Source organism: Enterobacter sp. ECC-019 (assembly GCF_043974075.1).
Classification (GTDB): domain Bacteria; phylum Pseudomonadota; class Gammaproteobacteria; order Enterobacterales; family Enterobacteriaceae; genus Enterobacter; species Enterobacter asburiae_D.
Map to the genome: position 1 here is coordinate 4,603,124 of NZ_CP143759.1, position 24,343 is coordinate 4,627,466.

General features: G+C 51.8%; 22 protein-coding genes and 1 tRNA gene. 10 read left to right on the forward strand and 13 right to left on the reverse strand.

Features of this window, described 5'->3' with window-relative positions; genetic code table 11:
* The first annotated feature begins 25 nt into the window (after positions 1-25).
* Positions 26-952 (forward strand): LysR family transcriptional regulator, encoded by a 927-nt coding sequence (locus V1566_RS21810; protein WP_339275134.1) that lies wholly within the window; start codon positions 26-28, stop codon positions 950-952.
* Here V1566_RS21810 and V1566_RS21815 read toward each other — a convergent pair.
* From V1566_RS21815 to V1566_RS21840, 6 genes are all read right to left on the reverse strand, one after another.
* The gene (locus tag V1566_RS21815; RefSeq protein ID WP_395306027.1) at positions 947-1,639 is read right to left on the reverse strand and encodes an aspartate/glutamate racemase; all 693 of its coding nucleotides are present in this window, start codon (positions 1,637-1,639) and stop codon (positions 947-949) included. The two genes, V1566_RS21810 and V1566_RS21815, sit on opposite strands and share 6 nt — an antisense overlap.
* A 133-nt stretch (positions 1,640-1,772) precedes the next feature.
* Positions 1,773-3,188, reverse strand: coding sequence for a sugar porter family MFS transporter (locus V1566_RS21820; RefSeq protein WP_395304611.1), 1,416 nt, complete (start codon positions 3,186-3,188; stop codon positions 1,773-1,775).
* Positions 3,189-3,500: 312 nt separating this feature from the next.
* The gene (gene kduD / locus V1566_RS21825) at positions 3,501-4,262 is read right to left on the reverse strand and encodes a 2-dehydro-3-deoxy-D-gluconate 5-dehydrogenase KduD (RefSeq protein WP_395304612.1); all 762 of its coding nucleotides are present in this window, start codon (positions 4,260-4,262) and stop codon (positions 3,501-3,503) included.
* A 63-nt stretch (positions 4,263-4,325) separates the two neighbouring features.
* Positions 4,326-5,162, reverse strand: a complete 837-nt coding sequence (gene kduI, locus V1566_RS21830) for a 5-dehydro-4-deoxy-D-glucuronate isomerase (RefSeq protein ID WP_395304613.1) — start codon at positions 5,160-5,162, stop codon at positions 4,326-4,328.
* 234 nt (positions 5,163-5,396) lie between these two features.
* Positions 5,397-6,575: an acetyl-CoA C-acetyltransferase gene (locus V1566_RS21835; RefSeq protein WP_038417283.1), complete on the reverse strand. Its 1,179-nt coding sequence runs from the start codon at positions 6,573-6,575 to the stop codon at positions 5,397-5,399.
* Between the two features lie 93 nt (positions 6,576-6,668).
* Positions 6,669-7,535, reverse strand: a complete 867-nt coding sequence (locus V1566_RS21840; RefSeq protein ID WP_395304614.1) for a LysR family transcriptional regulator — start codon at positions 7,533-7,535, stop codon at positions 6,669-6,671.
* 105 nt (positions 7,536-7,640) lie between these two features.
* Here V1566_RS21840 and V1566_RS21845 point away from each other — a divergent pair, with 105 nt between their 5' ends.
* Together V1566_RS21845 and V1566_RS21850 are read left to right on the forward strand one after the other, a co-directional pair.
* Positions 7,641-8,102: a multidrug/biocide efflux PACE transporter gene (locus V1566_RS21845; RefSeq protein WP_395306028.1), complete on the forward strand. Its 462-nt coding sequence runs from the start codon at positions 7,641-7,643 to the stop codon at positions 8,100-8,102.
* 119 nt (positions 8,103-8,221) lie between these two features.
* Entirely contained in the window at positions 8,222-9,451 is a 1,230-nt protein-coding gene (locus V1566_RS21850) for an amino acid permease (protein WP_032660186.1), read from the forward strand.
* Between the two features lie 37 nt (positions 9,452-9,488).
* On the opposite strand, the gene V1566_RS21855 is transcribed toward V1566_RS21850, so the two are convergent.
* On the reverse strand, positions 9,489-9,959 hold the full coding sequence (locus V1566_RS21855) for an Lrp/AsnC family transcriptional regulator (protein WP_023309067.1): 471 nt from the start codon (positions 9,957-9,959) through the stop codon (positions 9,489-9,491).
* A gap of 115 nt (positions 9,960-10,074) precedes the next feature.
* Here V1566_RS21855 and V1566_RS21860 point away from each other — a divergent pair, with 115 nt between their 5' ends.
* Complete coding sequence (locus V1566_RS21860; RefSeq protein ID WP_395304615.1) at positions 10,075-10,686, forward strand: LysE family translocator; 612 nt, start codon at positions 10,075-10,077, stop codon at positions 10,684-10,686.
* Between the two features lie 27 nt (positions 10,687-10,713).
* On the opposite strand, the gene V1566_RS21865 is transcribed toward V1566_RS21860, so the two are convergent.
* Both V1566_RS21865 and yjdI read right to left on the reverse strand, forming a co-directional pair.
* Positions 10,714-10,986 (reverse strand): GNAT family N-acetyltransferase, encoded by a 273-nt coding sequence (locus tag V1566_RS21865; protein ID WP_045329184.1) that lies wholly within the window; start codon positions 10,984-10,986, stop codon positions 10,714-10,716.
* A gap of 10 nt (positions 10,987-10,996) precedes the next feature.
* Positions 10,997-11,227 (reverse strand): 4Fe-4S mono-cluster protein YjdI, encoded by a 231-nt coding sequence (gene yjdI, locus V1566_RS21870; protein WP_008499689.1) that lies wholly within the window; start codon positions 11,225-11,227, stop codon positions 10,997-10,999.
* 176 nt (positions 11,228-11,403) lie between these two features.
* Between yjdI and V1566_RS21875 the strand changes: the two genes are divergently transcribed.
* The 6 genes from V1566_RS21875 to V1566_RS21900 all read left to right on the forward strand — a co-directional run bounded on the left by V1566_RS21875 (position 11,404) and on the right by V1566_RS21900 (position 18,235).
* Positions 11,404-13,044, forward strand: coding sequence for an ATP-binding protein (locus V1566_RS21875; protein ID WP_395304616.1), 1,641 nt, complete (start codon positions 11,404-11,406; stop codon positions 13,042-13,044).
* Positions 13,028-13,723, forward strand: coding sequence for a response regulator (locus V1566_RS21880; protein ID WP_339275145.1), 696 nt, complete (start codon positions 13,028-13,030; stop codon positions 13,721-13,723). The genes V1566_RS21875 and V1566_RS21880 overlap by 17 nt, the downstream gene beginning before the upstream one ends.
* A 168-nt stretch (positions 13,724-13,891) precedes the next feature.
* The gene (locus V1566_RS21885; protein ID WP_131633632.1) at positions 13,892-14,980 is read left to right on the forward strand and encodes an ABC transporter substrate-binding protein; all 1,089 of its coding nucleotides are present in this window, start codon (positions 13,892-13,894) and stop codon (positions 14,978-14,980) included.
* Between the two features lie 80 nt (positions 14,981-15,060).
* Entirely contained in the window at positions 15,061-16,830 is a 1,770-nt protein-coding gene (locus V1566_RS21890; RefSeq protein WP_023309073.1) for an iron ABC transporter permease, read from the forward strand.
* Positions 16,823-17,893 (forward strand): ABC transporter ATP-binding protein, encoded by a 1,071-nt coding sequence (locus tag V1566_RS21895; RefSeq protein WP_395304617.1) that lies wholly within the window; start codon positions 16,823-16,825, stop codon positions 17,891-17,893. Before V1566_RS21890 ends, V1566_RS21895 begins: the two co-directional genes overlap by 8 nt.
* 269 nt (positions 17,894-18,162) lie before the next feature.
* Positions 18,163-18,235: transfer RNA gene (locus V1566_RS21900), tRNA-Cys, on the forward strand.
* 687 nt (positions 18,236-18,922) lie between these two features.
* Here the strand turns inward: V1566_RS21900 and cysS are convergent.
* The 4 genes from cysS to V1566_RS21920 form a co-directional block, all read right to left on the reverse strand.
* Positions 18,923-20,299 carry a cysteine--tRNA ligase gene (gene cysS / locus V1566_RS21905; RefSeq protein WP_395304618.1) on the reverse strand — a complete coding sequence of 459 codons (1,377 nt, stop codon included), beginning with the start codon at positions 20,297-20,299 and terminating at the stop codon, positions 18,923-18,925.
* Positions 20,300-20,321: 22 nt separating this feature from the next.
* On the reverse strand, positions 20,322-21,548 hold the full coding sequence (locus V1566_RS21910) for an MFS transporter (RefSeq protein ID WP_395304619.1): 1,227 nt from the start codon (positions 21,546-21,548) through the stop codon (positions 20,322-20,324).
* A gap of 72 nt (positions 21,549-21,620) precedes the next feature.
* A complete protein-coding gene (locus tag V1566_RS21915; RefSeq protein WP_395304620.1) occupies positions 21,621-22,640 on the reverse strand; it encodes a dipeptide epimerase in 1,020 nt (339 codons plus the stop codon).
* Between the two features lie 151 nt (positions 22,641-22,791).
* Positions 22,792-24,276, reverse strand: a complete 1,485-nt coding sequence (locus tag V1566_RS21920) for a DUF6025 family protein (protein WP_395304621.1) — start codon at positions 24,274-24,276, stop codon at positions 22,792-22,794.
* Between the last annotated feature and the right edge of the window lie 67 nt (positions 24,277-24,343).

Here is a 24,343-nt window from a genome sequence, read left to right on the forward strand (position 1 = left end):
ACAGTAATCTGCTTTCAGGTGCCCTATGCCCGCCGTCAATTTACGCCACATCGAGATTTTTCACGCCGTGATGACCACCGGCAATCTCACCGAAGCCGCGCAGATGCTGCATACCTCGCAGCCGACGGTGAGCCGCGAGCTGGCACGCTTCGAGAAAGTGCTGGGGTTGAAGCTGTTCGAACGCACCCGGGGCAGGCTTCACCCGACGGTACAGGGGTTGCGCCTGTTCGAAGAAGTGCAGCGTTCGTGGTACGGGCTGGACAGAATAGTGAGTGCAGCGGAAAGCCTGCGCGAGTTTCGCCAGGGCGAGTTGTCCATCGTCTGCCTGCCCGTCTTTTCGCAGTCGTTCCTGCCCATGCTGCTGCAGCCTTTTCTGGCGCGATATCCGGAGGTCAACCTCACCATCGTGCCTCAGGAATCTCCCCTGCTTGAAGAGTGGCTTTCGGCTCAGCGCCATGACTTAGGCCTGACCGAAACCCTCTCCACGCCAGCGGGAACGGCACGCACGGAGTTGCTCTCGTTAGATGAAGTGTGCGTTCTGCCCGCCGGGCATCGGCTTGCCGGTAAGGCGGTGCTCACACCGGAGGATTTCCACGGGGAAAACTACATTAGCCTGTCGCAGACCGACAGCTACAGACAACTGCTGGATACGCTGTTTGCCGAGCATCAGGTCAAACGGCGAATGGTGGTGGAAACGCACAGCGCGGCTTCGATTTGCGCGATGGTGCGTGCAGGCGTCGGCGTCGCGGTGGTAAATCCGCTCACGGCGCTGGACTATGCCGGAAGCGGGATCGTCATCCGCCGCTTTAGCGTCTCCGTCCCGTTCACCGTGAGCCTGATCCGCCCGCTGCACCGTCCGGCCTCCGCGCTGGTGGACGCTTTCACCGAACACTTAAAGGAGCATGCGCGTCAGGTGGCGCTTCGCTTACCTGACCTGCAAAATCCGTTATGACAGCATAAACGCCACGGCATCCGCGGCATGGATGGCGGTGGTATCGAATACCGGGACGGGGCTTCGCTCGACGGGTACCAGCAAACCGATCTCGGTACAGCCGAATATCACCCCTTCGGCCCCCTGCTGCGCGAGTTTATCGATGACGCTGACGTAATACGCGCGGGAGGAATCGCTGAAGGTACCGAGGCAGAGCTCGTCAAAGATAATCTGATTGATGCGCGCCCGATCTTCTTCATCAGGGATCAGGCTTTCGATCCCAAATTCACGGTGCAAACGTCCGCGATAAAAATCCTGTTCCATGGTGTAGCGTGTGCCCAAAAGCGCTACGCGGCGCATTCCGGATGCCGCAATCGCACGCCCGGTCGCGTCCGCGATATGCAGAAACGGCAGCGCGCAGCGGTCCTCAATGTGCGACGCCACTTTGTGCATGGTATTGGTACAAAGCACGATACCCTCGGCACCTGCGCGCTCCAGTCCCAGCGCCGCCTGGGCCAGGATCTCCCCGGCTTTATCCCACTCGCCGCTCGACTGGCAAGCTTCGATCTCATGGAAATCAACGCTATGCAGCAGCAGGCTTGCGGAGTGCAGACCACCCAGACGCTGCTTTACCCCTTCGTTAATCAGGCGGTAATAAGGGATTGTCGATTCCCAGCTCATTCCACCTAACAGGCCGATCGTTTTCATCATCCCTCCTTATCTTTGGTCTCTTTTTTTAACACAACCGATGCCAATAAAAAAAGGCGCCGTATTCAGCGCCTTTGTAAACAAATATCGGTTGTCTTCTGCATTCGTTGGGATGCTTAATCAGGTAATACGGTCACACGCCGATGTTCCGCAGTTTTTCCCCTGCCATCAGCCTGCGCTCGATGTGTTCCAGCGTCACGCCTTTGGTTTCCGGGATTAGCCAGAACGTGACGCCAATAAACGCTACGTTCAGCACCGTATAGAGCCAGAACGTTCCCGCTGCGCCAATCGCGTCCAGCAGCGTCAGGAACGTCGCGCCGATGATCATGTTCGACACCCAGTTGGTGGTCGTGGAACAGGTGATGCCAAAGTCACGGCATTTCAGCGGCTGAATTTCGGAGCACAGAATCCACACCACGGGCGCGGCGCTCATCGCGTAACCTGCGATACACATCATGGTCATCCCGACAGAAAGCCAGGACAACCCGCTTGAGGCGGTGCCGTTATCAAACTGCATCAGACAGTAGCCGAGGATCAGCGTGCCGAGCGCCATCACGCTGAAGCCAATTTTCAGCGCCGGCTTACGGCCGGCTTTATCGACGGTGAATACCGCAATGAACGTGGCGAACATAAAGGTCAGCCCGACCACCAGAGTCGCGATCATCTGCTGTTCCGTAGTGGTAAACCCGGCCATTTTGAAAATGCGCGGCGCGTAGTACATGATGATGTTCATCCCGGTAAACTGCTGCATCGCCTGCAGCAACATGCCGAGGAAGACCGCGCGGCGCACGTTGCGGTTGATCTTAAACAGCGCCCAGCCGCCCTGCTTCAGCTTCAGGCTTTCGCGGATCTCGTTCAGCTCTTCGCGCGCTTTTTCCGAGGTATCGCGCAGCATACGCAGGACCTCTTCTGCCTCCACGTGGCGCCCTTTTTGCGCCAGCCAGCGCGGGCTGTTTGGCAGGAAAACCACCAGGACGATCAGCACCAGCGCCGGTAAGGCCAGCACGCCCAGCATCGCGCGCCAGTTGCCGCTGTAGCTGAAGTAGGTGTCGGACAGGAACGCCAGCACGATGCCCAGCGTGACCATCAGCTGATACATACTGATCATCTTGCCGCGCACGTTCTCGCTCGCCATTTCGGAGAGATAAAGCGGCGCGGTGTAGGAGGCAATCCCCACCGCCACGCCCAGCAGCACGCGGGAGAGCAGCAGCACTTCTACGTTTGTCGCAAACGCGGAGCCGATCGACCCCGCGACGAACAGGACCGCCCCGACCATCAGGCTGTATTTACGCCCCAGGCGGAACGACAGCCAGCCGTTGAACAGCGCCCCGATGGCCGCGCCGAGCATCATGCTGCTCACCACCCACTCCTGCAGGCGGTTACTGAGGGTAAAGTGATCGGTAATAAACGGTAATGCGCCAGCAATGACGCCGATATCCAGCCCAAACAACAGGCCCGCCACGGCGGCGGCAATGGAGACAAACTGGTTCATGCGGCGAGTATCACGCAGCGCAGCGGGCATTAGGGTAGAGTCATTTATAGATGTCATATTTTTCCTGCCTCAACAGCAAAATTCGTTAACTGAAATTACGAGAAAGCGAGGAAAAGTGTCAGGCCGGAAATCGCGAAGTTATGGATTATTCCGCTACGGCATACGGTTCTGTGATGGACATTACAATTTCAACTTGTGGCGAATAATCACGTATTTTTACTAATCACTTAATATTTAAGCAATAAAAGTGTGATTGCCGTCATTTATGATTTTTCAGTATGGATTTTTCATCTTTAGCGATATGGACTAAGCCAATTTTTGCGCAAAAAAACCTCCGCCCATAGGCAGAGGTTCTTAATACAGGTGGAATTAACGCGCCAGCCAGCCGCCGTCTACAGCCACGGTGTAACCGTTAATGTAATCCGATGCCGGGGAGGCCAGGAAAACAATCGGCCCCATCAGATCGCTCGGCAGGCCCCAACGTCCCGCCGGGATACGCTCCAGGATCGCCGCGCTGCGCTCTTCGTCTGCACGCAGCTGCTGCGTGTTGTTGGTCGCCATGTAGCCCGGCGCAATCGCATTCACATTGATATTATATTTCGCCCATTCGTTTGCCAGCAGGCGGGTCACGCCCATGACGGCGCTTTTGGACGCGGTGTAAGACGGCACGCGGATGCCGCCCTGGAACGAGAGCATAGAGGCAATATTAACGATCTTGCCGCCTTTCCCCTGCGCAATAAAATGCTTCGCCGCCGCCTGGGACATAAAAAATACGCTCTTGATGTTCAAATCCATCACGTCGTCCCAGTCGCGCTCGCTGAAGCTGATCGCATCTTCGCGGCGAATCAGCCCGGCGTTGTTCACCAGAATGTCGATATGACCGAATTCAGCCACCGCGCGGTCCAGCAGTTCAGGAATGGCATCGATTTTACGCAGGTCAGCGGTCAGGCTCAGGAAACGGCGGCCCAGGGCCGTCACGCGCTCGATGGTTTCCGTCGGCTCAACGATATTAATCCCGACGATATCGCAGCCCGCTTCCGCCAGCCCTAACGCCATCCCCTGACCCAGCCCGGTGTCACACCCGGAAACCACAGCCACTTTCCCCTGCAGAGAGAATGCATCCAGAATCATGTTTATTCCTTACTCTTTCAGAGCCTGTCACTCACAGGCAGGTTTATGCTTCACTGCCCGCGACTAGCGCAGATCGCTGACCGCAACATGGTCCATATCATCGAAGACCTGGTTTTCGCCCACCATTCCCCAGATAAAGGTGTAAGCTTTCGTCCCTACGCCGGAGTGAATAGACCAGCTCGGTGAAATCACCGCCTGCTCGTTGTGCATCACGATATGGCGCGTTTCCTGCGGCTGTCCCATCATGTGGAACACGCAGGCGTCCTCATCCATATTGAAGTAGAAGTAGACTTCCATGCGGCGCTCGTGGGTATGGCACGGCATGGTGTTCCACAGGTTGCCCGGCGCAAGCTCGGTCAATCCCATGCTGAGCTGGCAGGTTTCCAGCACGTCCGGCACGAAGTATTTATTGATGGTGCGACGGTTGCTGGTGAGGTTGTCGCCCAGCGTTACGGGCGCGACGTCTGCCGGGGTCACTTTTTTGGTTGGGTAAGTGGAGTGAGCCGGCGCGCAGTTGTAGTAAAATTTCGCAGGCTTGCTGCCGTCGATGCTGGCAAAGACCACGTCTTTCGCCCCTTTACCCACGTACAGCGCCTCGCGATGGCCAATCTCATAGCACTGTCCGTCTACGGTGATGGTGCCCGGCCCGCCGATGTTAATCACACCCAGCTCGCGACGCTCGAGGAAATAGCTCACGCCCAGCTGTTTACCAACCTCACCGCCCACGGAGACGCTGTTCGTGACGGGCATAATCCCACCCACGATAATGCGGTCGATATGGCTGTAAACCATGGTGTACCTGTCGGCCTCGAAGACCTGCTCGACTAAAAATGCATTGCGCAGCCCCTGAGTATCCAGCGTTTTGGCGTGCGCACTGTGGATGCTTTCTCTGACGTCCACGGTAACCTCCAGATGTGGTCATGCCCGAAGGCAAAAATAAACGAAACAGTGTTTCGTTTTTCATAATAAACACATACTATCGGCATAAAGCGTGCTTTTCAATTATATTTAAAACAACGTTTCATTTTTATTTTTGTTTATAACGAAAATGATGTTCGGATCACAATTAAACCGCCGGGAGAAAAAGGGCACGAAAAAAAACCTCCCGGAGGAGGTCATTTTAATGAGGAGAGGTTAGCGTTCGATGGCCAGTGCCACCCCTTGCCCGCCGCCTATACAGAGTGTGGCAATCCCTTTCCGGGCATTGCGCTTTTTCATTTCGTGGACCAGCGAAACCAGGATCCGGCAGCCGGACGCGCCGATAGGATGACCCAGCGCGATCGCGCCGCCGTTAACGTTGACCCGCAGGGGATCCCACTCCAGCATTTTTCCGACGGAGATCGCCTGCGCGGCATAGGCTTCGTTCACTTCGATCAGATCCACATCCGAAAGCTGCCACCCCGCTCGTTCCAGACAGCGGCGGGTCGCGTAGACCGGAGCGATCCCCATTAAGGCAGGATCAACCCCCACGCTGGCGAACGCCTTAATGCGGGCCAGCACGGGGAGATCGAGTTCAAGGGCTTTGCTTTCGCTCATCATCATGACGGCGGCAGCGCCGTCGTTAATGGAAGAGGCATTTCCCGCCGTCACCGAGCCCTGCATTTCAAACGCGGGATTCAGCCTCGCCAGGCCTTCCGCGCTGGCGTCGGTGCGTGGCTGTTCATCGGTATCCACGAGGATACGCTCGCCGCTCTGACGCTGCGTGCTGACCGGGACAATCTCGTCGCGAAAACGACCGGAATCAATCGCCGCACGCGCTTTTTGCTGCGAGCTTAGCGCATAGGCATCCTGCACCTCACGGCTGATACCGTACTCGCGCGCCAGGTTTTCCGCCGTCACGCCCATATGGTAGTCATTGAACGCATCCCACAGCCCGTCATGCACCAGGCTGTCGAGCAGCTGACTGTTGCCCAGCTGTGCGCCGGTACGGCTGTCGGTCAACACGTGCGGCGCGCGGCTCATATTCTCCTGCCCGCCCGCAATGATCACATCCGCTTCACCACACTGAATGGCTTGCGTAGCGAGATGCAGCGCTTTTAATCCTGATCCACAGACGTCGTTAATGGTGATGGCGGAGACGGTATTGGGCAGCCCGCCCTTCAGCGCCGCCTGACGCGCAGGGTTTTGCCCGGCACCGGCCGTGAGGACCTGTCCCAGGATCACCTCATCAACTTCATGCGCTGCGATCCCGCTACGTTCCACCAGCGCTTTTACCACCACGCTCCCCAGGTCAACCGCCGAGTGACGCGCAAGCGCTCCCTGAAAACAGCCGATAGCTGTACGCAACGCACCCACTATTACGACATCTTTCATCACGACCTCTGTGTTAAATGACATGACGATAGTAGAGGATTGTTACTGGCAATTATCTTAATTGTTTAAAAATAGTGAGTTTAATCACAAGGATCAGCGCGCATCCTGCAGATACTGCCGCAGCCAGCTTCCGGCTACGCCGGGAGGGGATCGCTTATTCCACAGCAGATCGATACCGATCGCCCGCGGCCAGCCGGGAACATCAAGCTGTACCAGGGATTTCGCGGCGGCAAATTCATCCACCAGCGCACACGGCAACACGCACCAGCCAAATCCCTGTACCGCCATACTCAAGAGTAACAGGTAATTTGGTGCTGACCAGACGGGCCCGCGCGCGATCTCAGCCTCGCGCTCAAGATAGGTGCTCAGCCGCAGCTCTCGCCAGCCGTGCAGCTCGTCACGCTGAACGTCATGTTGTCCGGCCAGCGGATGCGTGGTCGCGACATAGATCGCCATGCGGGTCTGCATCGGCAGGCGGGTGGCGCCAATATCCGTAGGGTAACTGTCTCGCGCTTCCGTCAGGCCAATCTGCGCTCGCTCCTTTTGCAGCAGATCGATCACGTCCTCTTCCTCGCCAATCAGACATTCGAATTCCGTATGGGGAAAACGCGCGTCAAACTGTTTCATCATATCTTCCAGCACGTCCGGGTTGAGGGTATCGGAAAGGACAAACGTCAGACGCGCCTCCGTTTGCGCCGTTAACGACACCGCCAGCTCATCCAGCCGCGTGCTGGCGGCCAGGATGGCCTGCACGTAGCCCAGCACCTGTTCTCCCTGAGCCGTTAACACCGGCTGACGCGCCGAGCGGTCAAACAGCTCGAAACCGAGATCGGCTTCAAGATTGGCAACCGACGTGCTGATCGTCGACTGGCTTTTACGCAGCCGGCGTGCGGCAGCAGAAAAAGAGCCCGCCGCAACGGTCTCGACAAACGCATTAAGGGCTTCGGGTGAATAACGCATAACCTATCTACTTTAACGATGGATACTATCTTTAATATATCAGCTTTAGCGATGAAAATAGGCTGCATCAACGCCCATTCCGGCGACTTAATGAGGTCTATGACTATGCAACATCAGGATGCACTCCAACGTAAACTGCCGGAGCGGATCTTTCATGCTGTCTGTTTTGAAGGGATTGCGACGGCGATCCTCGCCCCTACGGCGGCGTGGCTCATGCAGCGTTCCGTGGTGGAGATGGGTGGGTTGACCATTATTCTGGCCACCACCGCCATGCTGTGGAATATTATTTATAACTTCGGCTTCGACCGTTTCTGGCCTGTTCAGCGCGTCAAACGAACGGCAAAAGTGCGTGCGCTGCATGCGCTGGGGTTCGAATGCGGGTTCATTGTGATTGGCGTGTCGATTGTCGCCGCCGTGCTGGGTGTCACTCTGCTTCAGGCATTCACGCTAGAAATAGGTTTCTTCCTGTTCTTCCTGCCATACACCATGTTCTATAACTGGGCATACGATTGCTTTCGCGAGAAATTTCTTAAGCGTCGCCAGCAACGGCGCGCCCTGGCAGGCTAAACCACCTCTGGCCGGACGCACGTTCCGGCTAAACTCCTTCGAAGCAACTGCGCTCTCCGTGCATAACTATGGTAAATTGCTCTCCATTCCGATGGTTTGATAGTTGATACGTTGCTCTAATGTCGAAAATTTGGTCAAAAGATGAGACTCTCTGGAGTTTCGCTCTCTACGGCACGGCCGTGGGCGCAGGAACGCTGTTCTTGCCTATTCAACTGGGCTCCGCAGGCGCTATTGTCCTGTTTATTACAGCCCTCGTGGCCTACCCCTTAACCTACTGGCCGCACAGGGCGCTGGCGCAATTTATCCTGTCGTCGAAAACAAAAGGCAATGAAGGGATCACTGGCGCCGTCTCGCACTACTACGGCAGGAAGATTGGCAATCTGATCACCACGCTCTATTTCATCGCCTTCTTTGTGGTGGTGCAGATTTATGCGGTGGCCATCACCAACTCGCTCACGGAGCAACTGGCGAAACACCTGACGGTGGATACCGCCGTTCGCGTGCTGGTCAGCCTGGGGGTGGTGCTGGTTCTGAATCTGATCTTCCTGATGGGACGGCATATCACGATAAAAGTGATGGGCTTCCTGGTATTTCCGCTGATTGCCTATTTTCTGTTTGTCTCGCTCTATCTGACCGGAAGCTGGCAACCTTCGCTGCTGACCAGCCAGATGGCCGTCGATCGTCATACGCTACATCAGGTATGGATTTCGATTCCGGTGATGGTATTTGCTTTCAGCCATACCCCGATTATTTCCACATTTGCCGTTGACCGTCGCGAGAAATTTGCCGACGGTGCCATGGATAAATGCAAGAAAATCATGAAGGTGGCATACCTGATCATCTGTCTGAGCGTGCTGTTCTTTGTCTTCAGCTGCCTGCTCTCTATTCCGCCGTCGTACATTGTGGCCGCCAAAGAGCAAGGTGTAACGATCCTGTCCGCGCTGTCGATGATGCCTTCTTCACCGGCGTGGCTGGGCATTTCCGGCATTGTGGTGGCGATAATTGCGATGTCGAAATCGTTCCTCGGCACCTATTTTGGGGTGATTGAAGGAGCAACGGAGATCGTGAAGTCGTCGCTCAATCAGGTTGGCGTGAAAAAGAGCCGCGCCTTTAACCGCGCGATTTCCATTATGGGGGTGTCGTTAATCACCTTTGCCGTCTGCTGCATTAACCCGAACGCCATTTCGATGATTTACGCCATCAGCGGCCCGCTTATCGCCATGATCCTGTTTATCATGCCGACGCTGTCGACGTATCTGATCCCCTCACTGAAACAGTACCGTTCCATTGGCAACCTGCTGACGCTGATCGTCGGCGTGCTGTGCGTGTCGGTGATGTTTGTCGGCTAAACGCCCTGCATGCCCGGCGTTCTGCCGGGCATGCCTCTCAGTCTCGCCCTGCTGATTCCAGCGGAAAAGGTCTGTCCTGCACTACCGTTTTCATGACAAGCGTAGAGCGAAGGTGCTGCACGCCGGGCATGGCGGAGAGCTTCTCGTCGTAGAGTTTCTGAAAAGCTGACAGGTCGCGGGTCACGACGTGCATCAGATAATCGGGATCGCCAAACAGGCGCTGCGCCAGCACGATCTGCGGGATTTCCTCCACCGCCGCTTCAAATGCGCTAACCGCCTTTCTGTCACCCTCCTTCAGCGTCGCAAACACTATCGCCAGGAAGTTGAATCCCATTTTGGCGGGATCGAGGCTGGCACGGTATCCCGTTATGGCCCCGCTTTGCTCCAGCGCCCGCACGCGACGATGGCACGGCGAGAGGCTCAGATTCACTCTTTCAGCCAGCTCGGTAAGGGATAAGCGGCCATCTGACTGTAGCTCAGCAAGAATTTTTCGATCGATGCTATCCATGTGGAAGATTTTCTCAATTTCACCGTGTTATGAGCATAACATTGAAAGCCTATTTCGCAGGGTTAACGATATTCTTTTTCTCAACGTTTGACGCACTGCGGGAGTCTTCAGGACGATGGAAATGAGTATTGTGGCCGGCTTTTGGGTGGTTTCTTTTCTGCTTATCATGACGCCAGGCGCCGACTGGGCCTACGCCATTAGCGCCGGGATTAACGGGCGACGCGTGGTGCCGGCGGTAATGGGGTTGATGTCCGGGCATCTGTTAGCCACGTTGATTGTGGTGGCTGGCGTGGGCGTAGTGATTGCTCAACATCCGCTGGCGTTAACCGGGCTGACCATCGCGGGGGCCCTGTATCTCCTGTGGCTTGGCATCACATTGCTGCGTCACCCGGCCGCACCGGAAAAGGCTACCCGCCATACGGGAAACTGGACGCAGTGGGCGGTGAAAGGGCTCTGCATCAGTGGCCTAAACCCGAAAGTTTTTTTGCTGTTCCTGGCCCTGCTTCCGCAATTTACAGACCCAACCGGAAGCTGGTCGCTAGCGATGCAGATGTCTGCGCTTGGGATGATGCATCTTATCACCTGTACCCTGGTGTACCTGCTGGTGGGGTATGGTTCGAAAGCGGTGCTGGCGACCCGGCCACAGGCGGCGCGTCTGGTAAGCAGGGCATCGGGAGGGTTGATGGTGGTGATAGCGTTGGTATTGCTGTTTGAGCAGGCGAGATGAAAAAACACCGGCCATCGCCGGTGTTAGTTACGCCCGAATATCGTCATATTCCCGCGTTTTATCAAATTCATGTTTCGCGAACGGGCACAGGGGAATAATTTTGCGGTTCTCAGCGCGCATCTTCTCCACCACTTTCGCCACCAGCTGTTTACCGACCCCCTGCCCTTTCAGGCTCTCATCCACGTCGGTGTGCTCGATAATGCTCAGGTGCTCGCCGGTCGGTACGAAGACAATCTCCGCGACCTGATTGCCGTTCGCATCATTTACGTAAAACTTGTTATGGCCTTCCAGAATATCCATGGTTCCTCGCTTATTTTTGGCGATACTTCAGCGCACCGCTCGGGCAGGTATCAATCACGCGGACAACCGTTTCAACGTCCACTTCATCGGGAATGATCCACGGCTTACGTTTCAGATTAAACAGCTTTGCGCTCCCACGCACGCAGTTACCTGAGTGTTTGCAGATCCCGGTATTGAAGTAAACGTCAATTTTCTCGCCGGTATAGGCCCGGTAACCCGCATCCAGTAGTTCTTTATCCATGACATTGCCTCTGTAATTATTATCGTGCTGAATGAAGCATAGCCTTACGGGATCCTGATGGCTATAACGCCGAAAACGAAAAGCCAGGTCACAACTCTTTTCTCGCCAGATTGCGTCCGCTACTGGCGCATGTCAGGCTCGGAAAATGTCACTTTTACATAACTTCCGCAGGTTGAATGAAACGCAGACTCTCTTTTCAGGTAAAGCTGTTTTTAGCGCTGGTGTGCTTCTCCTGCCTGCTGTTAGTTCTGCTGGGAACAATCCTGTTTCATTTTATTGACCGACAGCTCCATCACGATCTCGGCCAGCGCGCCCGGGTTCAGGCCAGCCAGATCGCGCTGATGCCGGGTCTGGCGACAATGGTTGCGGCCAGAGATATCCCCGGCATCGCCCGATTAATTCAGCCGCTGCGCGCCGAAAGCGATGCCAGCTACATTGTGATTGGCGATACCGAGGAACAGCACCTTTATCATTCGGAATCCCCGGAGCGTATTAATTTACCGATGATCGGCGGGGATAATGCGGAGGTGTTAAAAGGCAAAACCATTATTTCCGTGCGTCAGGGCGGGATTGGCGTGTCGCTACGCAGCAAAGCCCCCATCTTCAACGCACAGCATCAGGTGATTGGCATTGTCTCGGTCGGCTATCTGACCTCGTATATTGCCAACATTAATGCCCGCATTCTCTGGCAGTCCGGTTTGTACGGCGCTGCGCTTCTGATGCTGTTGTTTATTTTCTCCTGGCTATTTACCCGCAACCTCAAAAAACAGATGTTCCGACTGGAGCCAAAAGATATCGCTCAGCTGGTTTTGCAGCAACGAGCGCTATTAGAAGCCATGTATGAAGGGGTATTTGCCGTTAATGGCGAGAAGCAGCTGATTTTAATTAACCGCGCGGCACGAGAAATGCTGGATATTCGGCAAAGTGAGAAAGACCTTATCGGCAAACCGCTGGAAGACGTCCTGCAGACGTCGCCGGGGTTTTTATCCCAGCGCTACGCCTCGGTGAGCAGCGGGAGCCACGACCAGATTGCGGTGCTGAACCAGCGGGAGGTGATCGTCAACCGCGTAGCGATTGAGGTCGAACCGGGCGTTGAAAGCGGCTGGGTGTACAGCTTTCGCGACAAAAATGACATTAACACGCTCAGCAGCCAGCTTAGCCAGATCAAACGCTATGCGGATAACCTGCGCATCATGCGCCACGAACAGCTGAACTGGACCGCCACGCTGGTCGGGTTACTGCAGATGAAACACTATGACGAGGCGATCCGTTACATCCAGGTGCAGTCAGAAGGCGCGCAGCGCGTGCTGGATTTTGTCTCTGCCCATTTTGTCTCTCCGGCGCTGTGCGGGCTGCTGCTCGGAAAATATGTCAGCGCGCGCGAAAAAGGCATCGAACTGCTGTTTGATCCCGCCTGCCAGCTCACCCGCATGCCTGCCGCGCTCAATGAAACGGAGCTGATGTCCATTATTGGTAATCTACTGGATAACGCCGTGGAGGCGACCCTCAACGCGCCGGTCCACGCGCCGGTAGAACTCTATATTTCTGACCGTAACCAGGAGCTGCTGATCGAGGTGGCCGACCGGGGCTGTGGGGTGGACGATGCGATGAAGCCGCATATTTTCCGCCAGGGGTTCAGCAGCAAATCGGACAGCGAAAACGACATTGTGGGTACCGAGCACGGTATTGGCCTGTTTCTGGTGGCAGGATATATCGACAAGGCCGGCGGCAGTATTGAGATTGCCGACAACGCGCCGCAGGGCACTATTTTTTCTGTGTTTATTCCGAATGGGCAACAGCATGACCCGACCACTTGACGTTGTGATAGTTGAAGATGAACCGCACCTGGCGGAGCTGCATCGCGAGTATATCGAGCAAAATTTTCATTTGCGCGTGGTGGGCATCGCCGCGTCGATTGAGCAGGCATGCAGCCTGATTCGTCAGCATCAGCCTCGGCTTATCCTGCTGGACAACTATCTCCCGGACGGTAAAGGCGTGGAGCTCATCGATAACCCGCTGCTGAAAAGCTATGAGTGCTCGGTGATCTTCATCACCGCCGCCAGCGATATGCAGACCTGCAGCCACGCCATGCGCAGCGGCGCGTTTGACTACCTCATCAAGCCCGTCTTTTTCCAGCGCCTGCACGCCTCGCTGGAGCGGTTTATGCGCTTCATCCACACCGTGCAGCAGGTGAAGGTGGTCGACCAGCATGCGCTGGATCGCCTGTTTAATCTGCCTGCTGCGGAAGCCTCCATTACGCCGTCGACGAAGGGCATTGAGCCCCAGACGCTGGAACGGATTAAACGCCTGTTCGCCGAGCATCCCGACAACGCGATGTCGGTTGAAGAGGTGGTGGAAAACGTGGGGATCAGCAAAACCACGGGGCGACGCTACCTTGAATACTGCGTGGAGAGCGGGTTAATCAGCGTCGAAATGCTGTATGGCAATATTGGTCATCCGCGAAGGTTATACCGCAAAGCGCCCGATAAACCATAATCCAGAACCGTTCACAGGCTAACGTTCGCGGATTTTATGGTGTTAATTGCTGAAACGATGGCGACAATCACACTTCGGAATCATTGCCCGCGCCTCCCTATTGCCGGAGGCGCGCTTTACGCTATGTTGACAATTAGTTCCTCAAATGTAACTAAAAGGTTAACTATAATGTCGAACACGTTCCGAATTTCTCTGCTTACCGCTACTGTACTGTTCTCTGCTTCTGCACTGTCTGCCCTGCCGCAGGGGTATCCTGCTGAGTATCAAAAAGTTGTTGATGCCGCAACGAAAGAGGGCAAGGTTGTTATCTACTCCACCACCGACATCAAAGCCGCCGGGCCGCTGATCCAGGGCTTCGAAAAAACCTACCCGGGCATTAAAGTTGAATACAACGATATGAACAGCACCGAGCTGTACAACCGTTTTATCAGCGAACAGGCCTCCGGTGGCGTGAGCGGCGACGTGGTCTGGAGCTCCTCTATGGACACGGGCCTGAAGCTCGCCACCGACTACGCCATGGAGTATAAATCTCCGGAGCAAGGCCAGCTGCCGAAATGGGCGGTCTGGAAAGATAAGGCCTACGGCACTACCTATGAGCCGGTGGTCTTTATCTACAACAAGCGACTGATCCCGGCCGGCGACGTGCCGGACTCTCACGCCGCGCTGGCGAAGCTGATTGCCAGCCAGACGGACAAATTTAAGAGCAAAGTCACCACCTACGATATCGAAAAATCGGGCCTGGGCTTTATGCTCTCGGTTCAGGATCACAACGCCGATCCTAACTACTTTAAGACCCTGGCCGACGTCGCCAAAGGTGGCTTATCGGTGCAGTCGTCTACCGGCACCATGATGGAGCGCGTCTCCTCCGGTGAAAACCTGATCGGCTTCAACATCCTCGGCTCCTACGCGGAAGCGCGAGCGAAGAACGATCCGTCGCTCGGTATTTCCTATCCAAAAGATTACACCCTGGTGCTGTCGCGCGTGTCGTTCATCAGCCAGCAGGCGCAAAACGGCAACGCCGCGAAGCTGTGGCTTGACTATGTGCTGTCTGAACAAGGACAAAACATTCTGGCCAATCAGGCAGATATTCCCTCCATTCGTAACGATATCGAAGGGAAAAATGATATCGATGGCCTGACCAAAATCCTCGGCAACGCGCTGAAGCCAATTCCGGTTGATGAAACACTGCTGGAATACCTGCAGCCGAAAAAACGCCTGGAGTACATCAAAGAGTGGCGTACCGCCGCCGGTAAATAAGCGTCTGAGCGCGGCGCAGGCCGCCGCGCTCCCTTATCGACTGAGTTCGTTTTTCTGGGCTGCAACACCAGGGATACCCCATGAATACATTACGCAGAAAGTGGCAAAGCCTGCCGCGAGGCATCGTCGTGCTGATAACCGCCCTGGTTATCTACACGCCGCTGTCGTTTATCGTGATACAGAGCTTCCTGTCCGCCCCGTTCTTTTCGCCGTCAAAAGAGTGGAGCTTTGAATCATTTGAATTTATTTTCACCGACCCTGATTTTTATAAGGCCCTGAAAAGCGGCTTTATTCTTGCTTTCGGGCTGGTCTTTATATCCATTCCGCTGGGCGGCGTGCTGGCGTTTCTGATGGTGCGTACCGACCTGCCCGGCCGCCGGTTGATTGAGCCGCTGATCCTGGTCCCGATTTTCGTTTCACCGATGGTGCTGGGCTTTGGCTACGTGGTGGCCGCCGGTCCGGTGGGCTTTCTCTCCCAGTGGGCTCAGGCGCTGATTGGCTTTGTGCCGTGGAATATCTACGACATGTCGAGCATTGTGGTCATCGCCGGCCTGACGCACGTCCCACACGCCTATCTGTATATCTCGTCAGCGCTGCGCAGCGTGGGCTCCGATGTGGAAGAAGCCGCGCGCACCGCGGGGGCGTCGCCCTGGCAGGTGATGACCTCCGTCAGCCTGCCGATGGTGCGCCCGTCCATTCTGTACGCCACCGTGCTGCTGTTTTTCCTCGGGCTGGAAGTGTTCGGCCTGATGCTGGTGCTCGGCGACCCGGAAGGCAACATGGTGCTGGCGACCTATCTCTATAAGCTGACGAACAAGATGGGCACCCCATCCTATAACCTGATGGCGGCGGTTGCCGTGGTGCTGATCTGCATCACCATCCCGCTGGTGATGCTCCAGCGTCGCCTGATGCGCACCGCCAACCGCTTCGTCACCATGAAGGGCAAGGCCTCGCAGGCCCGCGCGCTGCCGCTGGGTAAATGGCGCTGGGTGGCTGGCGGAGTGATTGCCTTCTGGCTCACCGTCACCATCGGCGTTCCGCTGCTCGGCGTGGTATTGCGCGCGTTTATCTCCAACTGGGGCGTGGGCGTTTCGCTGTGGGACGAGCTTTCTCTGAACACCTTCCGCACCATCTGGGCGCAGCCCAACCTGCTGCGCGCCATCGTCAACTCCATGGCGATTGGCGTGATTGGCGGCGCGCTGGCCGTAGTGTGCTACCTGTTTGTCGGCATTGCCATGCACCGCAAGCCGGATAACACCACGCGTTTCCTTGACTACAGCGTGCTGGTGCCGCGCGCCGTGCCCGGCCTGCTGGCGGGTCTGGCATTCCTGTGGGTGTTCCTGTTCCTGCCGATGTGGCTGGATAACTCGCTGAAATCCGGCTGGCTTTCCGGGTTCGCCTGGACCGACTGGATGCGTGAAAACGTCATCGTCTGGCTGCGTTCGCTGCGCAGCACCATTTTCAGCGTCTGGCTGGCCTATACCGTGGTGTGGATGGCTTACGGGCTGAGGCTTATCTCTTCCACGCTGCTGCAGGTGGGGCCAGAGCTTGAAGAAGCGGCACGCAGCACCGGGGCGACGCGCGGGCAGATCACCCGCCACGTCACCATCCCACTCTCCCGCTACGGTCTTATCGGTTCGTGGCTGCTGATGTTCCTGATCTTTGAGCGCGAATACTCAACGGGTGTGTACCTGCTTTCACCCGGCACGGAGACCATCGGCTCGATGCTGGTTTCCCTCTGGGCCGCGGGTGCCATCGATATCGTGGCGGCGCTCTCTTTCATTAACATCCTGCTGGTCGTGGTAGGTCTGGGCATTGCCCTTCGTTTCGGAGTGAAAATACATGATTGAATTAGCGGTTGACGATCTGCACTTAACCTACGGCGACAATCCTGTTTTAAAAGGTGTCTCCATGAACCTGAAGCGCGGCGAAGTGGTCTCCCTGTTAGGCCCCTCTGGCAGCGGTAAAACCACCCTGCTGCGCGCCGTCGCGGGTCTGGAAAAACCGACCCAGGGCTCGATTGTCATTGGGCAAAATAAAGTTTACGACGGCACGCCACGCAGCGAGGTCCCGGCGGAAGAGCGTAACCTGGGGCTGGTATTCCAGTCCTACGCCCTGTGGCCACACAAGACCGTGTTTGAGAACGTGGCCTATCCGCTCAAGCTGCGTAAAGTCCCGGCCAAAGAGATCCAGCAGCGCGTGCAGGACGTGCTGGACCAGCTTGGCCTGGGCCATCTTGGTAAACGTCACCCGCACCAGCTCTCCGGTGGACAGCAGCAGCGCGTGGCGATTGGTCGTGCACTGGTGTACAACCCGCCGGTGATTTTGCTGGACGAACCGCTCTCTAACCTCGACGCCAAGCTGCGCGAAGAGGCCCGCGTGTTCCTGCGCGAGCTGATTATCAAGCTCGGGTTATCCGCGCTGATGGTGACGCACGACCAGAACGAAGCGATGTCCATATCCGACCGCATCCTGCTGCTGAACAACGGCAAAATTGAGCAACAGGGCACGCCGCAGGAGATGTACGGCTCGCCGAAAACGCTGTTTACCGCCGAGTTTATGGGCAGCAACAACCGCCTGCACGGCAAGGTCACAGAAGTGCGCGACGGCAAAGCGCGTATCGAAGGAAAAGGCTGGGTGCTGTGGGGCCAGGCGGGCGAAGGGGTGCAAAGCGGTGAAGAAGCCACGGCGGTGATCCGTGTCGAGCGCGTCGCGGTAGTCGAGGGGCCAGGGGAAAATCAGCTTGAGCTACCGCTGCTCACCAGCATGTATCTCGGCGACCGCTGGGAGTACCTGTTCCGCACGGTGGGAGATGATTTTGTGATCCGCGCGTATGGACATGAGGTTCGGGATCCGCAGCACTGCCATCTTTCGCTGCCGGAGAAGCATGTTTGGGTGTTCCCGAAAGGTTGAGTGTGAGGGGAAAAAGCTGCGGGATGCAGCCTTTGGCTGATATCTACCATTACAGAATCTTTCGTTAGTTTTTCAACAGCCTGCTTAATGTTGCTGTCCGACTCGGCTCTTGTTGTTAATTTGTTGCGAGTCTATTACAGACAATTGGAAATTGGCGACAGCCATAATTAAACGATTGCAACAGTGCTTTAAAGATGTATAATTTTAAGCGTTGTATAAAACACAACGTGATACATTGTTGTAATAGTGTAAAAATATCATTATTCTGTGGCGGGTTGGCAGAGTGATTATGCCACGGCCTGCAAAACCGTGTACGCCAGTTTAATTCTGGCCCCGCCTCCAATGATATTTTCAAGCTTACTGAAAGCGCAAAATCCATAGGCTCCGCACTCGGGTCTCATATATCGGAAAGCCCTGGTAATTTGGCTCGATACTCCTCACCCATTTTCCATTGTCATACTCGTCAAATCCCCCTGAGCACATTATGATCTGCACTGAGATTCAGTTGTAGTGGATCGGTAATTCAGAACATCTCCAAATCCTGTTAGTGTTAAAACAGTGGTTCCGATTGTGCAGGTGCAACCTGTCACTATTTCTCAGTACACTGCAACTTTTGCTGGCTGAATATTAACTTCCCACTGTCTGATACATGATCTCATTTATCAGCATCGACCAGATTATTCTCGCGCTTTTGTTATGTACCTGGTTTTTGGCGGAATGGTGGGATTACCGCTCAAGCTCACTCAGGTAACGCTTAAGACGTGATGAGGAGGTAGCTGAAATCACATTACGGTCTTAAGTATCTATCTATTCATAGATAGATACTTATTATCGCCAAATAGATGAAGCTTACAATGCAGAACACGATGACGCTTTCCTGGTCAGTCCCTTGCCCGCGCGAAAATAAAGCGCCGGGCATAGGATCTTTTCCAGATGCTGTTGCTAATTTTTTTAATAGGAAAGAATACCTCCAGACGATGAACCATAGACGCTACCCTCTTCCTGTGCTCGGAATCAGAAAAGCGGCGTTCAGCCACCCCTCTCTTGACGCCATGTAGTACCGGTTATTGTATCCTCAAGCACGATTCCCTTTTGAGACAACAAATCTCGAAGACGGTCAGCTTCAGCAAACTGCTTTGCAACTCGTGCAGCTTGTCTGGCATTGATAATAGACAGAATTTCTTCGCATTCATTGTCACTGACGTTACCCTGAAGAAATTCACGTGGATCTCGCTCTAAAAATCCCAGTAGGTTAGCAAGTTTGCGCAATTTACCAGCCAAATGCGGAGAATGGGTCTTGTTAATTTCAGCGGCAAGCTCAAATAAAACAGCCATTGCATCAGGAGTATTTAAATCATCGTTCATCGCATCCCAAAACCGTTGCACATACGGATCATTATCATCACAGGGAGCATCTGAAATCGATTGAACTTGGCTCATTGCAAGATAGAGGCGTGTCAAAGACTGCCTTGCATCATCCAGATTTTTATCTGAATAATTAATTGGGCTTCGATAATGTGCTCGCAAAATAAAAAAACGAATTACTTCTGGATCATAGTGCTTTAGCACATCACGGATTGTGAAAAAATTATCTAGTGACTTAGACATCTTTTCATCATTAACTCGTACGAACCCATTATGCATCCAGTAATTAACGGATGAGCAGTTATGCGCGCCCTCTGACTGGGCAATTTCATTTTCATGATGCGGGAATTCGAGGTCCGCACCACCTCCATGAATGTCGAATTGAGATCCAAAATAATGAGTACTCATGGCTGAGCATTCGATATGCCATCCAGGACGCCCTTTTCCCCAAGGCGAAGGCCATGAAGGTTCGCCTGATTTAGCAGCTTTCCATAAAACAAAATCCAATGGATCTTTTTTGAAGGGGTCTACAGTGATACGGGTACCAGCGCAAAGTTCATCAATGGATTTACCAGATAGCTTTCCATAATCTGGGAATTTACGAACAGAAAAATATACGTCACCGTTTGCGGCAGGATACGCAAGGCCATTGCCAATTAGAGTAACGATCATCTCAATCATTTCATTGATAAACATCGTGGCACGAGGCTCAAAGTCTGGTCTTACGATACCAAGAGCCAAAGAATCCTCATTCATAGATTCTATATAGCGGTGAGTAACATCGGTAATTGTCTCGCCCGACATTAAAGATCGTTTAATAATTTTATCATCAATGTCAGTGATATTTCTCACATATGTGACATTATAGCCAATTACCCTGAGCCAACGGACAACAAGATCAAAGGACAACAACATACGTGCATGACCAATATGACAATGATCATATACAGTCATACCACACACATACATATTCACCTTACCGGGAATGCGTGGTTTAAAAATTTCTTTTGTCTTAGTTAGAGTATTATAAATTGAAAGCATGCAAACTCCAAAATATCAACAATTAAGTAAGAGAAGAAACGTCATGACTCGCTTCTTTAACGTGAACAAAAACATAAAATAGCATGGCAAATATAGGCACAATACCCACAGCAACAAAGGTTGAACTAACTCCATAATGCTGCAATAAATAACCACCCAATATCGGACCCACACCTCTACCTATATATTGGAGAGATATCACCCCAAAATAAAGATTTCTCTTTTCTTTGGGGGCGATAGAGTCTATAAAAACACCGGTCAATGGCAATGTACATATTTCACCAAGAGTAAACAATATCTCACCGACAACATATAATTCGACTATTTGTTTTGCAATTGAAAAAACAAAAAAAGAAGTCGAAAACAAAAGGCACCCGATTGATACACATGCAATCAGCGACAGTTTGTTCTGCATTTTATTATTTAAAGCATATTGAGCAACAATTACTAAAGATGCATTCAACATAAGCAATGCAGTATAAATTGAACTATTGTTCGTCAATTGCAGAATTGCTATCCCTAATGTTGCTTCATGCTGCACATATGAAAGATATACCAAAGCTCCACCGAGCGTGTAGAACATAAGTTTTTTATCACTGGCAAGCAATTTGATAGAACTTAAAAAATCAACTCTTGATCTATCCTGATCAATTTTAATTGAATTTCGCTTCAAGACTAAGCCGATGACAATTAAGTAAACGAATACCAAAATCGCCGGAAAGAAAAACACATTCAACGATTTTGTAAATCCCAGAATACCGCCAATTCCTGGTCCAATTGCATTACCAATGTTCGCCATTGTATATCGAAGAGCGAAAGCTGATTTCTTCAAATTTTGATCCTGGGCAACATTAGCAATCATAGCCTGTCCTGTGGACTCGACTATTGATCGACAGAATCCGGAAAGCAGATTTATCAAAAAAAACGAAACAACAATTAAACCCTCATCAGAAACAAATCCATATATAGGAATTATGAAAAAAGTGAAAGAATAAAAAGCGAGAGATGTGCACATAATTTTTGCAGCACCGTACCGCTGAGAAAAAAAACCTCCAATAACCCCACCGAACACATATGAAATAAATGAAGCACCTACTATTAAGCCAGTTGTTGACGTGTCGAGATTATATTTATAATGCAAAATTATTGACAAAAAAGGGACACTCATTGAAGTACCTGTACGTGACAGAAGTGTCCCTGTACAAATCATCCAGATCAGAAATGGAAATTTCTTCAAATTTACCTTCATCGTATAATTACCTATGATTATCTATAAGATGATTTGACTCTTAAGATCAAATCAATCAAATATTTAATATTATTATATGGTTTCCAATCCAAGGCCAGGTGTAAGAGGCAAGCAGATCTTTCCATCAGAGCCAATCATTACTCCTAAGTAAGGATCTCCATTAATTCCAAGGTGTCCGTCTAGATCTACATAATCAGCAAGCCCAGCCAAATGTGCAGTTGCAGTCACCCCTACACTATTTTCCACCTTACAACCAAGCACAATTTTTAGGCCGCTGTATCTTGCCAGGGTTATCATGTCAATAGCTCGTTTTATACCACCGCATTTTAGTAGCTTGATGTTAATTCCATGCACACAACCGGCAAGTGCAAGAACACTCTCAGGTCCATGAATATCCTCATCTGCAATAAGAAGCAGAGATGTCTCGGTACGAATCTCGCGTAATAAATCATATTGCCCAGGTGCAACCGGCTGTTCAAGAACATCAACACCACAAGCCGCAAGTTTCTTTGCAATATCCAGCGCATCTTTAGCTGGAAAAGCACCGTTTCCATCAACCCAAAGACAACCAGTAAAGGCACTTCTTATTGCCAATACTCGATCGTAATCAGGACAGCTTCCCATTTTAAGCTTTAAGGTTTGCCAATTTAAATAGGGCTGAGCCTCAATCACAGCAACATCTGGCTCGCAAATACCTATCGTAGCTGCCGTATATGGAATTTTCCTGCTATCGAGCCCTAAATATTGAAATAGTGGTAAATTTGCTTGTTTACCTAATAAATCATGAATCGCCATGTCAATCGCTGCAAATGCAGACCACTGTCCCCCAACCTCTCCTATCAGTAAATCGAATAGCAAATGTCGTTTCTCTAAATCGTACCCTGTCAAAATATCAGTTGATTTATCGAGAAAATGTGCAAGCGATGACTCATTAGTTCCATAGTCATAAGCTGGAACAGCAGACCCTATTCCCGTAAGGCCATGATTGTGTAATGTAACAATAATGTTTCTAAAGTTTTTAGGTTTCCTGCCATTCGTGGTCACCAAATTTCTTGAAAGAGATAAGTCGATCATATTATAGCTTAATTGCATAATTCATCTCCATAAATCATTCGCTTCATTGATTAGTTCATGCATACATAAAAATGCACGAGAATTCAGCATGGTTATTATGCAAATTTATTGCATTATAAAAATATACAGTAGCCGGTAAATGCCAACTACCCTGGCACTTACCGTAACGTCAGCAATTCTGTTTAATTGGAGCATCGACTAAATCTAACTCTCCTCCTATAAATTTCATCATCGCGCCAACAATCATACAGGCCTGACGAAGAGTTAAATCCCTGAAACCTATTGGCTCTTTAAAAGTTGAAGGTTTAGTTTCTTCAGGAAGATGGCTTACACCGCGATGCCTATGAAACCTATTCAGAAAGTACTCTGACAAATGCGTTTTTGATTCATCAAGCCACCGCATAACCACATGTTCAACGGCAATAACCATCAATTCAGGCTGACGATTCATATGCGATGTTTCACTAATGACGCGTTTTATTAGTTTCTGTACCTGCTTGCTATCGCCATCATATGCATCTGCCGTACAAAGCATGAAAATGGAAGCTGGCATCAAAACAAATAGTATCGGATCAATCTCACTGAAATTATTAAGCAGTGTTTGGCACATAGATTTAAATCTATTTTTCTTTGAAAAATAACCTTTCCTATATGGTGGGTAACCGGCCATATCACGTGCTCCCCAATGAAAATGAGGATTGACTGGCTTGGTTTGTTTTTCGCGATCATATACACCATTTGGATAATGACTCGCAAGAATGGCAGAAATGACACGAGATACAATATTACTAATCAACGGCATAACAGTCGGTAAGCATTCTATTTCATCAAAGAACTTCTTGGGATCTGCTACAGCCTGGAGAACGCATAACGCTGAGTCAACAAGGTGCTCCGGATTATCATAATATAAATCCCCCATCTTAAATCTAATTCCATCATACTCAATATACTCTCTCCATATTTTTCCATCCAAAGAGACCTGATGGCTAAATAAATCCTGAAATGCACCACGGGAATTATTATGATCGATGGCATCGTTCACTAGAACAATTAGAATTTTTCGCACTAGCGCCTTGTTATTATAAAATAATGTAGGTTCTAGTATAAAATCAAAATCATTCAATTCTTTCATCCTGCTAAAATGCAGTGTAACTAGTGGAACGAGACCATTATCAGTATCTGCAAGGACAAATGGTGAGAACAGAGATAAATTACGATCTCTTTTTTCAAATTCTTTACCATTCCATGTATACAGAGATAGTAATTTTCTTCCTTGCTGATCTACAATTGACCCTGGTTGATACACCCAATCTCCATTTTCTAGTTCAGGGTCTTCAGTTTGATTAAAACAATAAATCAGAGGGTAGCCTCTTCCATTTACCGTACTCACTCTATTAAAATCCATCGCTCCGGCGCACCCATTCGCAATCCCATACCAATTTCCTAAGTGCCCTGAGCGAGGGGGGACTAGCTCACAATCGCCTTCTAGTAGCTCTATAAGCTGATTTACAGTAACATCTGTCTGTCCCAGATGTACCCAATCAAAAGCTAGCCTTCGCTCCGCAAACAATGCAAATCGTTCGTCAGTAAGCTTAGCGTGAGCATTAAATAACCCGAGTTTCTTTATAAGAGTAATTGATTTATTTTCTTGCATGATTATTAAGTATACTTTCCGTTAACATCTTAATTATTAATCACAAAACCGATAAAACATGCATGGG

What these genes read in the sequence shown, in the direction of transcription:
- V1566_RS21810 (WP_339275134.1), top strand. Translation starts at nt 26, where the DNA reads ATGCCCGCCGTCAATTTACGCCACATCGAGATTTTTCACGCCGTGATG.
- V1566_RS21815 (WP_395306027.1), bottom strand. Translation starts at nt 1,639, where the DNA reads ATGAAAACGATCGGCCTGTTAGGTGGAATGAGCTGGGAATCGACAATC.
- V1566_RS21820 (WP_395304611.1), bottom strand. Translation starts at nt 3,188, where the DNA reads ATGACATCTATAAATGACTCTACCCTAATGCCCGCTGCGCTGCGTGAT.
- kduD (WP_395304612.1), bottom strand. Translation starts at nt 4,262, where the DNA reads ATGATTCTGGATGCATTCTCTCTGCAGGGGAAAGTGGCTGTGGTTTCC.
- V1566_RS21835 (WP_038417283.1), bottom strand. Translation starts at nt 6,575, where the DNA reads ATGAAAGATGTCGTAATAGTGGGTGCGTTGCGTACAGCTATCGGCTGT.
- V1566_RS21840 (WP_395304614.1), bottom strand. Translation starts at nt 7,535, where the DNA reads ATGCGTTATTCACCCGAAGCCCTTAATGCGTTTGTCGAGACCGTTGCG.
- V1566_RS21845 (WP_395306028.1), top strand. Translation starts at nt 7,641, where the DNA reads ATGCAACATCAGGATGCACTCCAACGTAAACTGCCGGAGCGGATCTTT.
- V1566_RS21850 (WP_032660186.1), top strand. Translation starts at nt 8,222, where the DNA reads ATGTCGAAAATTTGGTCAAAAGATGAGACTCTCTGGAGTTTCGCTCTC.
- V1566_RS21855 (WP_023309067.1), bottom strand. Translation starts at nt 9,959, where the DNA reads ATGGATAGCATCGATCGAAAAATTCTTGCTGAGCTACAGTCAGATGGC.
- V1566_RS21860 (WP_395304615.1), top strand. Translation starts at nt 10,075, where the DNA reads ATGGAAATGAGTATTGTGGCCGGCTTTTGGGTGGTTTCTTTTCTGCTT.
- V1566_RS21865 (WP_045329184.1), bottom strand. Translation starts at nt 10,986, where the DNA reads ATGGATATTCTGGAAGGCCATAACAAGTTTTACGTAAATGATGCGAAC.
- yjdI (WP_008499689.1), bottom strand. Translation starts at nt 11,227, where the DNA reads ATGGATAAAGAACTACTGGATGCGGGTTACCGGGCCTATACCGGCGAG.
- V1566_RS21875 (WP_395304616.1), top strand. Translation starts at nt 11,404, where the DNA reads ATGAAACGCAGACTCTCTTTTCAGGTAAAGCTGTTTTTAGCGCTGGTG.
- V1566_RS21880 (WP_339275145.1), top strand. Translation starts at nt 13,028, where the DNA reads ATGACCCGACCACTTGACGTTGTGATAGTTGAAGATGAACCGCACCTG.
- V1566_RS21885 (WP_131633632.1), top strand. Translation starts at nt 13,892, where the DNA reads ATGTCGAACACGTTCCGAATTTCTCTGCTTACCGCTACTGTACTGTTC.
- V1566_RS21890 (WP_023309073.1), top strand. Translation starts at nt 15,061, where the DNA reads ATGAATACATTACGCAGAAAGTGGCAAAGCCTGCCGCGAGGCATCGTC.
- V1566_RS21895 (WP_395304617.1), top strand. Translation starts at nt 16,823, where the DNA reads ATGATTGAATTAGCGGTTGACGATCTGCACTTAACCTACGGCGACAAT.
- cysS (WP_395304618.1), bottom strand. Translation starts at nt 20,299, where the DNA reads ATGCTTTCAATTTATAATACTCTAACTAAGACAAAAGAAATTTTTAAA.
- V1566_RS21910 (WP_395304619.1), bottom strand. Translation starts at nt 21,548, where the DNA reads ATGAAGGTAAATTTGAAGAAATTTCCATTTCTGATCTGGATGATTTGT.
- V1566_RS21915 (WP_395304620.1), bottom strand. Translation starts at nt 22,640, where the DNA reads ATGCAATTAAGCTATAATATGATCGACTTATCTCTTTCAAGAAATTTG.
- V1566_RS21920 (WP_395304621.1), bottom strand. Translation starts at nt 24,276, where the DNA reads ATGCAAGAAAATAAATCAATTACTCTTATAAAGAAACTCGGGTTATTT.